This window comes from Propionispora vibrioides, from assembly GCF_900110485.1.
Taxonomy (GTDB): Bacteria; Bacillota; Negativicutes; order Propionisporales; family Propionisporaceae; genus Propionispora; species Propionispora vibrioides.
In genome coordinates this window covers 43,174-55,527 of the sequence record NZ_FODY01000029.1, presented here as the reverse complement: position 1 = coordinate 55,527, position 12,354 = coordinate 43,174, and the positions used below count along the sequence as shown (strand labels likewise).

Genomic DNA, 12,354 nt, shown 5'->3' with positions numbered 1-12,354 from the left:
AGCGGCAGGGTCTCCCAAGTTCACACGGAGTAATGGTGTGTAGCATGCCAAGACCTTCGATCCCGGGGCGCCAGACTTAACTCGCCTTTATCGCTAAGCCCAGTATTGTCTTCTGCTCGTCCCATACATCGACCTTTCCCTTTAGGAATTTCGGGATTCTACATCTTCAGCTTTCGCTTTCGGCCTACTACCTTTCCTACCTACGCTTAGACCTGGCGTTACCGCTTCAGTCCCAAGGCTGGATACAGAGTGGCTGGCTAGACCTTCTCTGGCGGGATTTCCACCCGCTTTACTCCGTGCGCTTCTTGGCGCACGGGACGGTTCGTTTGAGCCTTCCTTTGTCGGGGGGTAATCCTCCTGATTCCACTAACTTCTTACTCCCGCCATCTTCACCTGACACATTGGCTACATTCATCGGCTTTTCCCAGAGATCGATCAGGAGAACGTCTGGCCTCTCTTTTCACAAAGGCGGGAAAAAACCAACAGTTAACAATATGATTGGCCCTTTAATAATATTCAATTATTCTAGTCTGCAGAGGTCCCTCTTTCTTTATATGACCATTGGGATATTCATATTTTAGCATACCGCGCCGCCAATTACCGTGTCGGTCAAAATCACCGTAAGTAATAATGGTACTTGTTTCACCCCAAGCGCCCCAATCAAAACTCCTTGTCTCGGTCTGGCGGTCCTCGCCGTCAAAGCTTACCTGCGTTTGGGACTTAAGAATGCACTCAGCGGGGCTAACAACCTCACTTTCATAACGTCTGGACTCAACACATCTTCCATGTTGATCATACTCACTTTCAGTCCTCCGGGAAACCGACCCGTTCTCTCGATAAGCAGTCTGTACAATACATAACCCACGCTCATCATATTCATAAAGAACCTTAAGAAAATGCCTATCTGTTTTATTGTAATAATTTGTTTCCGTAACTAACCCGGCGTCATCGTAGGTGCTGATTGTTTTCCCCTCGTAGGTCCCGTCTAATCCATATTTATAATAATCGATAATTTTTCCGTTCTTATCCAAACTTCCCCTCACTTCGCGGGGATAGCCTGCTTGTTGATAGTACGTAACATAGGTATGATTCACATCATCATAGACCGTGCTGTCTACTGTCTTCTTGCCATCCGCGCCAATTTTCTCAGTCTTAATCGACCGGCCGGAGGAATCATAATAAATAATAGATTTTGTTTCCCACTCAATCTCCATCGACGCTATTGTCTCGTCCCGTCTGTACAGTCTGGTCGTTACAACCGGAATACGATTGGGATCGGAAACGACAACAGTGCGTACCGATTGTACCGGTCCAAGTAAAAACTGCTTGTCTTTATCCAAATCATTCGCCGCCAAAACAGGAGCAGACGCAAAAAGCATTATCATATTAATATAAATTAACATTTGGACAAGGATCTTGTTTAGCACGCTAATTCCTCAATTCATCCGACTATAAGCTAACTGTCTATTTGTCTGCCCTATCAACTATACTCGTGTTGCTACCCCGTTCAGTTCGGCCAGGTAATTTCTTAGAACGCTAACCACCAGTTCATGGTCTTCCTTTTGCGGCAACCCGGATACGGCAATCGTTCCTACCGGGCCGACATCTTTAATAATCAAGGGAAACGCCCCGCCATGATCGGCATAGTCCCGCAAGGCAAATCCGTATTTATTTTCCAGTGTCTTCCCTTGTTGACGCAGCTTGGTTCCCACATGATAAGAGCTTTTGCCAAAGTGGTGAACCACGTTGCTTTTGCGCCGTACCCAGTCGGCATTATCAATCGCAGTACCTTCCATCGCCAGATGAAACAGACACTGCTGATTACGGGCAATGTGAATGACCACCGCTTTGCCCCGGCGTTTTACCTCTTCGTACAGCATCATTCCTACGGTCAATGCCATCTCGGAAGTAAAGGCGGAAAATTGAATCTCCCCTTCCTCCTGTTCCAATATGGCCAGTTCTTGTTCATACTCGTTTATAGCCATTTCATCCCCTCCTGCTATTTAATTGCGAACCATCGTCTTTTCCATTATATACCGGAGAACAGGTAAAAATAAAGCCGGCTCAGGTTTTCTCGTCTGGTTCCCGGAACATCTCGACAAAGCGGGCGGCCACCGGCGAGAGAACCCGTTTCTTATGCCAGATAACCGCCCGGGTCGTGGTAATCAGCGGGCTGGTAATCTGCCTGACACACAGCGCCGAACCGACAAAGATATGTACCGACGATTGAGGTACAATGGCAATGCCAAGCCCCAGCCTGGCCCAGATCAGGAGTGGCGTAATGTCGTCGCTGGTACAAAGGATATCCGGTTCAAACCCCATCTGATGGCAATACTCCAAAATAATATTCTCATGGCGGCGATGAATAAGCAGTGCCTCGCTCCGCAGTTCATCCAGTCGCACACTGCCACCACGGCTTTCACCAAAGACCGGCGGCTTGGCCACCGCCACCATCGGCTCCTCGGGCAGTGCGATAAAATCATAAAGGGTAAAATCAAAGGGAAACCGCACAATCCCCAACTCAATAATACCTGCCTGGAGCAACTCCAGAATGCTGTGTGTCTCTCCCTGCCGCAAGTCAAAGGACACTTTGGGATACAGCTTGTGAAACTCCTGAATATGCTCCGGCAAAATGGAACGGCCTGACGAGGTGATGGTTCCGATAGTCAGCTTGCCGTTCACCCCTTCGGCGACTTCCCTGATTTCGTCTGTCGTAACCCGCATGAGTTCCAGCATCTGTTCCGCCCGCTTATGCAAAACATGGCCGGCCTCGGTCAGCGTAACCTGTTTACGGTTGCGCTCCAGCAGCTTGACTCCCAGCTCCCGTTCCAGCAAAATTAATTGCTGACTAAGCGGTGGCTGGGTAATATGCAGCCGCTCGGCCGCCTTGGTGATCTGCCCTTCCTCGGCAACCGTCAGAAAGTATTTCAATTGGCGAAATTCCATCCCGCCGCCCCCCATCCATTCGAAATACGAATATATAACAGATAAAATAAGTATTTTTCATATATATCCAGCTTTGCTATAATTCTACTTGAAAACAAACCAATATGTCAAAGACGTTTCAGCCTCTCCGTGTATACTGAATGTTGTATACACTTTGGACTGCCACTGTCTGAAAGTGAGGAGATTCTTATGCAAATCAAACCAATCATCATTCATCATATGGTAAAAGGCGCCGATCTGAACCATCATGATACCTTATTTGCCGGCCGGGGCGCCGAATGGCTGGTAGAGGCAGGGTTTATCGCCGCCGCCAGCCTGACCCAGCCGGAACACACCGTCTGCCTGAATATCCACGGCATGATCTTTACCCGGCCGGTAAAAAAGGGCAGTCTGCTGAAATTCGAAACCCGCATCGTCTACGCCGGCCGGACCAGCCTGGTGGCTTATGTACGCGTCGTGTTCAGCCAGACCGATGAATTCGTCGTCGAAGGATTTCTCACCTTCATCCATGTCATCGACGGCAAACCCATTCCGCACGGCATCACCATCGAACCGGCAACTCCCGATGAATATACCCTCTATGAAAAAGGCAAACACCTGAAAGAACAGGGACACCAGAGCACTAAAAAAATCGGCTAAAGCCCCGGATTTGTTGCCAAGCAGGTTGCAGTGATTTTAACAATAGTAAAAAAACCGGTATAAATAAAGAAGCAAAGGACCCTGCGGTTTAAATTTCGCATTCCCTTGCCTCTTTTTATTTGCTCTACGCCCTGGCAATCACGCTTTGGCTGATGCCGGTAAGCCTGGCAATCTGCCGGGTGGATAGGCCTTCGATTTGCTTTATTTTTCTTAGCACTTCATCCCGGTCCGGCTTTTTCATCGTCTGGAGCTCCAGCGGCGTCCTGATATTTGTCAATTGCTGGATTAGGACCCGCGCCTCTTCGTCCCGCAGCAGGACCGGTTCTTTATACACCAGGTTAGGCACAGCGTCGTCAGCCACCTGCATAAACCGGTTGAACTGCCGGCGCGCATCCTCGTCGTCAGACGAAAACATTTTCAATATGTAAGAAGAATCAACCAGTGAATTGGCCTCAAAATAGGCACTATAGCTGCTGCTCCATCCCTCGGACAGGCTTTGGATCAAGCCGGCCCTGACCGGATTCTGATGGATATAGCGCAGCACCGTCAACAAATAACTGTCGGTCTCCACCGGCTCACTCTGAAACCGGTCCTGAAACAAATGGCCACACCGGTAATATTTGCGATTATACCAGGCCACATAACGGACCCCGATGCGCTTCATAATGGCCCCGATATCGGTCCCGTTCTCTTTGATCACCAGATGGATATGATTATCCATCAGACAATACCCATATACCTCATAATGACAGCCAGCTTTATAAAAACTTACGCATTCCAGAAACTTTTCCTTATCTTCGTCATCCTCAAAAATAATCTGTCGGTTAATACCGCGCAGCAGAATGTGGTATATCCCGCTGCTGCTCTTTTGCCGGGCTTGTCGCGCCATGCTCGTCACCTCAAAATCATTGTAGCACCAAAAGCAGTGAGAATCAAGAGAACCGTCCCCCAATAAAGGGGGCTTAACGATTGGCTGTCTACCGTACCGCAACCGATAGTTGCGGTAAATGAAAAGCAAAGTATATAGTGCAACCGGTCCTTTTCTTCTATAATGAAAGCAAAGCAGGTGCTAACAGCATCCCTGCTCAGCCTGTATAAAGGAGCCATGTACAATGAATATGGAGATTGCCAATCAATTGGTCAGTTTACGCAAAAAGAACGGTCTTTCCCAGGAAGCCCTGGCCGAAAAGCTGGGCATCAGCCGCCAGGCCGTCAGCAAATGGGAACGGGGTGAAGCCTCGCCTGATACCGATAATCTGATCCAACTGGCCAAATTATATCAAATATCACTGGATGAAATGCTGCTGTTAAAAACACCGGCAACAGCGGATGAGGAAGAAGCTTCACAGACTAAAACAGACGATCCCTCACCCGACGAAACGCCTCCCCCGCAAAGGGGCGCCGGAATTCACCTAAAAAGCAAGGACGGCGAAATATATATTGGCCGGGACGGCATTTATGCCACCGATTTCACCGACACCGTCCACAGCCAGGACACAGCCCGGCTTACCATCAACGGCCAGTCCTACACCTGGCGGGAGGCCCGGGCCAAATGGCGGCACAACTATCCCGCCCGGTTCCCCCTAACCCTGCTGGCCCTGCTCATCTATTTGGGCATCGGCATGCTCTACGACATTTGGCATCCTACCTGGCTGGTTTTTCTGCTTATTCCGCTAACCGGCAAAACGCTCGCTGCCATTCAGCATAAAAACTGGCGAAAGCTCCCTTATCCGCTGATCATTACCGTGATTTATCTTTGTCTGGGCTTTTTATATCATAGCTGGCATCCCGCCTGGGTTCTCTTTTTGACAATCCCCCTATACTATTCCGGAGTCAGCTACTTTACCGCCAAACGAAGTCCGCAAGAACCTTTATAAGACAAAAATAAGCATACGGTTCCCACCTGAAACGCATATATAGTGCCTCATCCGGCAGAAATCTGTAGCAGATCACCGGCCTTTTTGCCGTCAGTCTTCGTTGTCGTCGGCTTACATATATCCGATATGCGCGCCTCCTCCGCCTTGCCTGCCGCCAAAAATTCTCGATGTTACACTACATCTTCCTACCGGATGAGGCACTATTTAAGCCAACTTGCTGCCCTCCAGCGATCGCAGCCGGACGGCTTTGTCCGTCTGCTCCCAGGGTACGGTCACATCGGTCCGGCCAAAATGTCCATAAGCGGCAACCTGGCGGTACAGTGGCTGCCTTAGGGCAAGCTGTTCAATAATCGCCGCCGGCCGCAGGTCAAAGTGGCGTTCCACAATATCCACCAGTTCCCGGTTGCTGACCAGGCCGGTGCCGAAGGAGTCGACAAAGATGGAAACAGGCCGCGCTACACCAATAGCATAGGCAATCTGGATTTCCAGCCGCTTGGCCAGTCCGGCGGCCACCAGATTTTTCGCCACGTAACGGGCGGCATAGGCCCCCGACCGGTCCACCTTGGTTGGGTCTTTGCCCGAAAAAGCGCCGCCGCCGTGCCGGGCAAAACCGCCATAGGTATCGACAATGATTTTACGTCCGGTCAGTCCGGCATCGCCCTGCGGGCCGCCTACGACAAACCGGCCGGTGGGATTGACCAGTACCTTGGTCCTGTCATCCAGCCACTCTGCCGGCAGCGTTGGGTTGATGACCTGGCTCCGGATATCGGCGGCAAGCTGCGCCTGGGAAACTTCCGGGTCATGCTGAGCCGAAATAAGCACCGTATCCACCCGGACAGGCTTCAAACCGTCGTATTCCACGGTAACCTGGGTTTTGCCGTCGGGGCGAAGATAGGCCAGACTTCCCTCCTTGCGTACGGCAGTCAGCCGCCGCGCCAACCGGTGGGCCAGGGCAATGGGAGCCGGCAGATATTCCGGCGTCTCATCCGAGGCATAGCCAAACACAATGCCCTGGTCGCCGGCGCCGATGGCATCCCACTTTTCCTGACTGCTGCCTGACCGGCTTTCCAGCGCCTGATTGACGCCCTGGGCAATATCCGGCGATTGTTGATCCAGAGCGACCAACACCGCCGCTGTCGCCGCATCCAGCCCGTATTCCGCCCGGACATAGCCAACCTGAGCGATCGTCTCTCTGGCTATGGCAGCTATATTGACCTGGGCGCTGGTGGAAATCTCGCCGGTAATGAGTACCAACCCGGTGGTAACGCTTGTCTCGCAGGCCACGCGGCCCAACTGGTCCTGACTCAGCACCGCGTCCACCACGCTGTCGGAAATCTGATCGGCCAGCTTGTCAGGATGCCCCTCCGTCACCGATTCGGAAGTAAATAAATACCGTTGTTTCATGATACACACTCCTTATCCTTATGATCATCTTGCCGCCGGCTCTGCCGGATTTGTCCAACCAGATCCTCCAACAAGGTTACAGCGCCGTCAAGGCCCAAATAACTCCGGCTAAGCCAAAATTGGTCACCGGCCGGAAAGGAAACCGGCAAAAAGGGAAGCTGTTGCTGCCCGGCCCACGCCTGTTCCAGCGAGCTGCCCAGCACCAGTTCTACCTTGTGCCGGCTAAGGCTTGTCACGATGTCCTGCCGGTCTTCACTAAAGGCCAGTTCGGTTTCCCAAAGGGCCAGCTCCGGTTCCAGCCACTCTTGCAGACGCCGCTGCTCTTCCTTCGCCAGAGGATCGGTAACTATTAACAATTTGGGGATCAAACCCGCCGTCCCGGTCAGAAATTCCTGCAGGCCCAGGATAAAAGAGCTTTCCCCGACGACGGCGAATTCCCGCTGAACACCGGCAGCATAATATACAGCCGCCAGTTGGTTCAGATAGTAGTTCTGCCGTTGCTCCTCCCGGGCATACAGCCCGGTGAGCGTCTGCTCCGGAAGCCGCACTCTTTCGCCCAGTTGCTGTAAAAAGCGTTGGGTCGCCGTAAAGCCCACCGGTAAGCGGGATACCTCCAAATAGGGAACGCCCGCCTTTTCTTCCAGATACACTGCCGCCTTCCTGCCCCAGGGTGAAAGCACCAGCGTCAGTTCGGCCGAGGCCGCCGCCGTCCAGTTATCAATCGTCTGCCCCAGGCCAAACAGCCGGTTAGCCCGTAGTCCCGCTTGCTGCAGCAGGGCGTCCAGCGCCAGCAGGTTTCCCTGCCAGAATACATCCTGCCCCGGTATGATGCCCAACAGATTAATCAGTCCCCGTTGCGTATGCTTCTGCGCCGGAGCAAGACCGGCCGCATAAGCCAGGAGACCCTGCACCACCGCTTCATAGCCTTGGTGCACGTCGCCTTTAAAGCCCGGCGCCGCTACCTGTAGCACCGGATAGCCCTGCTCCCGCGCCTCTTTGGCCATGGCCGGAATATCGTCGCCGACCAGTTCGGTCGCGCAGCCGGACAACACGACATAAGCGTCGGCTTCTATCGTTTTTACCGTATTCTTTATTTGTTCCCGCAGCCGGGAAGCGCCGCCAAACACGATTTGCTTTTCCCGCACATTGGAGGACGGCAGCGCCGCCCGCTGTCCCTGATAACCACCCTGCTTTCCCAATCCCAGTTCTTCCTGACGGCCGCAGCCGGCCGTGGAATGAACAATGGGCAAAAGCCCCTCTACCGCCCGGACAGTCTGAATGGCGCCCAACAGCGCGCAGTGGTTGCGACAGCTTTCTATGATGCGGCTCATTTATTTCACCTCCAGCTTGATATGCCAGTTGGCTTTCTTTTGATACCAGCCATCCTTATACGCCGTCCCGCAGTAAGTTCCCAGCGTCCGGACAAAGGCGGGATTAGCCAGTGCCTTGCGGGCTTGCCGCTCCAGCGTTACCGCCCCTTGATACCCCAGCAGCGGCGTCCTTTCCAGTGCCACCGCGGCAACCCCCAGCCGGGCTGCCCACTGGGCGCCGTCGGCCCGGCCGATATAAAGCTCGGGAGCGTGCCGGCGCAGCAAATTCACCTCTTCAAAGACCTGCCCTGCCCCCACCTGCACCGGCAGGTCCGGCCGGCGTGCCGCCAACGCTGCCAATTCCTGGCGGTGCAGTTCATCGACATGGTCCACCGTCAGTCCGGCAAGCCGGCCGCCCAGTTCTTCCACCAGCTCGGCCGTACGCCAGGCGATAGCCGGCGGCAGGGAAAGATAGACCGTCTTATGCCGCAGACTGCTGTTATTCACCACCGGCTGCAGGGTTGCCGTTTCCACCCGGTGCAGGGCTTCTACCGCATCGCTTACGCCAAGAGCCTCACCCAGGGCAGCCAGCCACCGGTAGGTGCCGTTTATTCCAATCGGCGGCGCTGACGGCAGAAATTTTGTCTGCCAGACTTCCTGCAGCGCCTGCCCCAGAAAATCCGTCTCATCCCGGTTGAGCGCGATAGCCACCGCGCCGGCGGCCACTTCCAGTCCGGCCCAGCCCTTCTCCTGCGGTACAATCGCCGCCGGTATGCCCAGCAGAGCCAGCAGCCGCCTGGTTTCAGCCAGATCAGCCGGCTGCTCGTCAAGAGCCAATACCTGGACAGTGTTTGCCGCAGCCTGCTTATGAGCCGGCGGCAACTGCTTCAATAAGGCATATAAAACGGTATCACTGCCGCCGATGGCCGCCTGCGAACGGAAGCCGTCGGTATAGACCGGTACGATGTGAGCGGCTAGCTCCTCTGACAGCTCCAGCGTTACGGCCGCCACATCATCATTGTTAATGGCAACCACCGGCGTGGTAATCACCAGAATAAGCGAAGGGTGATGACGGGTGTGGAGCGCCACAATAGCGTCCCGCAGGCTTTCTTCGCCGCCCATGATGGTATCGCGCTCCGCCAGATTGCTGACCACCCAGGGATGATGGTTCGAACCGTTCAGCAAGGCGGCGGTGCAGCCACGGGGGCCGTGGATCACCAGTCCGGTGTCCGGCAGGGCACTAAAGCGTTGCAATACCTGCAGCACATCATCGTCATGGGTTTCCGAAAACGTCCGGATTCGCTGCTGCGCCCCCTCCGGTCCGTCAAATTCCCGCAGCAGGTCGGCGGCACTGCCATGATAGGCGCTGATGGTGTTAAGTCTTTTTTCTCTGATGGGAATGGATTTTTTCTGAAATACTGCCATAGTCAGTTTCCTCCCGCCTATATCGCTTCGCCCTGCCGCACTACGGCTGTCCGGGCGTCCAAAACCCGGTCACCCCAGTCCCTGGCCCAGCTCCGTAAATCGGCTGAAGCCAGCGGACTGGGTACGCTTAACTCGTCAGTGGTCGCAATGTAGTTCGCCAGATCCCGGTACAACTGGGCATGGTCCGACTGCGGCGCGGCTTCGATCACCGTCTGTCCGTACAGCTCGCTTTGCGATACCACCAGCGACCGGGGAATGTAGCCGACCACTTTGGTCGATGTCCGGGCGGCAAAATCATCGACAATAGCCTGGGAATAGGCGGCGGACAACCCATTGGCGATGACGCCGCCCAGCAGGGCGCCGCCGCTGGGCGCATACTTGTTAATGGCTTTAAACAGATTATTAGCGGCATAAATGGCCATAAAATCGGAAGAGCTTACCACAAAGACCCGATCGGTGATGCCTTCCCGGATGGGAACGGCAAAGCCGCCGCACACCACATCACCCAGCACGTCGTACAGAACATAGTCAGGTTTGTATTCTTCGAATAAATTGAATTCCTGCAGCAGGCTCACCGCCGCATTAATGCCCCGGCCGGCACAGCCCACCCCCGGCACCGGCCCGCCGGCTTCAATGCACAGCACACCGCCGAAGCCTGTGGCCGAAATATCCTCCAGGCGCGGTTGCGACTGGTCCCGCATACTGTCCAGTACTGTCGGCAGATACTTACCGCCGCGCAGCGTATTGGTGGAATCGCTCTTGGGATCACAGCCAATCTGAATAACCCGGTAACCGGCCTCAGCCAGGGCGGCGCTGATATTGGAGGTTGTGGTCGATTTGCCAATCCCGCCCTTGCCGTAAATCGCTATATGTTTCGCTTTCTTACCTGCCATTTTTCTCTTCCTTTCCTTTAGGGAACCGTTCTCCCGCCAATCAAATAGATCACGCAAAAAAGCCAAGCGAATTCTATTACAGAATGGCTTGGCCTGCAGTCTGTCTGCTCAGCTTCCGGATTATCCCGGAGTGGTTTCAGTATAGCAAATCGGTTCAGGCGCGTAAGTCGCCATTGCGACATAGTCTTTAAAGAAATCCTCTTAAAACAGGCTATTCGCCAAAATTGACCTCATTCCGGACACCGTATTTTTTCAAAGCCAGCGCCCCGCCCCAGCGGAGCAGCTTGTCGGAAAGAAAGCCCATAATCCCAAGCACCACCAGACCGGTAAAAATCCAGTCGGTGCGAAAATACAGCCGGGAGGTAAAAATCAGATAACCGATGCCGGCCTTGGCCGCCAGCATTTCCGCCGCGACAATGGACGTAAACGCCGCTCCCAGCCCAAGGCGGACGCCGGTGAATATGTGCGGTATGACCGAGGGAATCATGACATGAAAAAATATTTGCCCCTCCGAAGCGCCCAGCGAGCGGGCCGCCTGGATTTTATCCTTGCCCAGGCTCAGCACGCCGGCCGCCGTATTAATGACCACAATAAAAAAGGTGGAATACAGAATCAGGATAATCTTGGATTCTTCGCCGACACCAAACCACATAATAAACAGCGTCAGAAAGGCGATGGCCGGAATAGCCCGGAAAAAGTTAACAAAGGGCTCTGCCAATTCCCGGACAACCTCGCTGCGGCCAATCAAGAGCCCCACCGGCACAGCCAGCAGCGAACCAAGCAGCCAGCCGCTGTATACCCGGAGCAGACTGATCAGCATAAACCAGACCAAGGTGCCGTCCTGAATGATCTCCCATGACCCGACCACCGTTTGGCCGATGCCGGGAAAAAAAGACGGGGGATAAAACAGGGCCACCCCATTCCACAAAACCGCCAGCAGCAGCCAGGTCAAAACCCCTTTTTGCCGCAGCAACCGGACCAACTGCTGCGTTTTTTTCCAACCAGTACCGATCGGTGACGCTCCCTGTTCCTCCATGACAGCCAGTTCTACTGAATACCCCTTTGCTCTGCCCAACACTGCTAAATACCTCCTCCGAAATCAAAATACCCCAGCAGCTCCAGATATTGCTGAATAAACGCTTGATCCGTCTCCCGGCGGGGATAGGGAAACTCAACCCGGCAGGTTTTCACAATGCCGGTCTGGGGGAACGCTGCCAGAATGCTGATTTTTTCTCCCAGCAGCAGCGCTTCCTGAATATCGTGGGTGACAAACACAATGGTCTTGGCCGTCTTTTCCCAGATCCGGATCAGCTCCCGCTGCATAATTTTTCGCGTCTGGGCATCCAGAGCCCCGAACGGTTCATCCATAATCAGAATAGCCGAGTCGTTGGCCAACAGACGGGCCAGTTGGACCCGCTGCTTCATCCCGCCGGAAAGCTCGTGGGGATATTTGCTCCCATGACTGGACAAACCCACCAGTTGCAGATATTCCTGGGCGATGGCCCGCCGCTTTTCTTTTTCAACGCCCTGCATCCGCAGTCCGAACTCCACGTTTTCGGTTACCGTAAGCCAGGGAAACATGGCCGCATCGGCATTTTGAAAGACTACGCCGCGGTCCCGGCCCGGCCGGACCACTTCCCTGCCGTTCACATTGACCGTGCCGCTTGTTTTGGGCAAAAATCCGGCAATGATATTGAGCAGGGTAGACTTGCCGCAGCCGCTGGAGCCCAGCAGTACGTGAAACTCGCCCTGCATAATCTCCAGATTGATATTGTCCAGCACCGGCCGGCCAGCCTCCCGGCCGGACCCTTCATAGCTTTTTGACAAGTGCTCAATATGAATGGCTAAGTCCCGCATAAC

General features: G+C 54.1%; 12 protein-coding genes. 2 read left to right on the top strand and 10 right to left on the bottom strand.

Annotated features, from left to right (window positions below; translation table 11 throughout):
• Positions 1–506: 506 nt before the first annotated feature.
• The 3 genes from BMW43_RS18060 to BMW43_RS18050 form a co-directional block, all read right to left on the bottom strand.
• Positions 507–1,340, bottom strand: a complete 834-nt coding sequence (locus tag BMW43_RS18060; protein WP_143050657.1) for a hypothetical protein — start codon at positions 1,338–1,340, stop codon at positions 507–509.
• A 144-nt stretch (positions 1,341–1,484) separates the two neighbouring features.
• Positions 1,485–1,985: a heme-degrading domain-containing protein gene (locus BMW43_RS18055; protein ID WP_091751038.1), complete on the bottom strand. Its 501-nt coding sequence runs from the start codon at positions 1,983–1,985 to the stop codon at positions 1,485–1,487.
• A 79-nt stretch (positions 1,986–2,064) separates the two neighbouring features.
• Positions 2,065–2,946, bottom strand: coding sequence for a LysR family transcriptional regulator (locus BMW43_RS18050; RefSeq protein ID WP_177173667.1), 882 nt, complete (start codon positions 2,944–2,946; stop codon positions 2,065–2,067).
• 189 nt (positions 2,947–3,135) lie between these two features.
• On the opposite strand from BMW43_RS18050, the gene BMW43_RS18045 reads away from it, so the two are divergent.
• The gene (locus BMW43_RS18045; protein ID WP_091751032.1) at positions 3,136–3,585 is read left to right on the top strand and encodes an acyl-CoA thioesterase; all 450 of its coding nucleotides are present in this window, start codon (positions 3,136–3,138) and stop codon (positions 3,583–3,585) included.
• A gap of 124 nt (positions 3,586–3,709) precedes the next feature.
• Here BMW43_RS18045 and BMW43_RS18040 read toward each other — a convergent pair whose 3' ends face one another.
• Complete coding sequence (locus BMW43_RS18040; RefSeq protein ID WP_091751029.1) at positions 3,710–4,474, bottom strand: transposase; 765 nt, start codon at positions 4,472–4,474, stop codon at positions 3,710–3,712.
• A gap of 223 nt (positions 4,475–4,697) precedes the next feature.
• Between BMW43_RS18040 and BMW43_RS18035 the strand changes: the two genes are divergently transcribed.
• The gene (locus BMW43_RS18035) at positions 4,698–5,462 is read left to right on the top strand and encodes a helix-turn-helix transcriptional regulator (protein WP_091751026.1); all 765 of its coding nucleotides are present in this window, start codon (positions 4,698–4,700) and stop codon (positions 5,460–5,462) included.
• A 204-nt stretch (positions 5,463–5,666) separates the two neighbouring features.
• Here the strand turns inward: BMW43_RS18035 and metK are convergent, their stop codons facing one another.
• The 6 genes from metK to BMW43_RS18005 form a co-directional block, all read right to left on the bottom strand.
• Complete coding sequence (gene metK, locus BMW43_RS18030; protein ID WP_091751023.1) at positions 5,667–6,866, bottom strand: methionine adenosyltransferase; 1,200 nt, start codon at positions 6,864–6,866, stop codon at positions 5,667–5,669.
• Complete coding sequence (locus tag BMW43_RS18025) at positions 6,863–8,197, bottom strand: nitrogenase component 1 (protein ID WP_091751020.1); 1,335 nt, start codon at positions 8,195–8,197, stop codon at positions 6,863–6,865. Before BMW43_RS18025 ends, metK begins: the two co-directional genes overlap by 4 nt.
• On the bottom strand, positions 8,198–9,601 hold the full coding sequence (locus tag BMW43_RS18020) for a nitrogenase component 1 (protein ID WP_091751017.1): 1,404 nt from the start codon (positions 9,599–9,601) through the stop codon (positions 8,198–8,200).
• A 17-nt stretch (positions 9,602–9,618) separates the two neighbouring features.
• Positions 9,619–10,494 (bottom strand): nucleotide-binding protein, encoded by an 876-nt coding sequence (locus tag BMW43_RS18015; protein WP_091751014.1) that lies wholly within the window; start codon positions 10,492–10,494, stop codon positions 9,619–9,621.
• 211 nt (positions 10,495–10,705) lie between these two features.
• Positions 10,706–11,572: an ABC transporter permease gene (locus BMW43_RS18010; RefSeq protein ID WP_218140727.1), complete on the bottom strand. Its 867-nt coding sequence runs from the start codon at positions 11,570–11,572 to the stop codon at positions 10,706–10,708.
• A gap of 2 nt (positions 11,573–11,574) precedes the next feature.
• On the bottom strand, positions 11,575–12,351 hold the full coding sequence (locus BMW43_RS18005; RefSeq protein WP_091751011.1) for an ABC transporter ATP-binding protein: 777 nt from the start codon (positions 12,349–12,351) through the stop codon (positions 11,575–11,577).
• Positions 12,352–12,354: the final 3 nt, after the last annotated feature.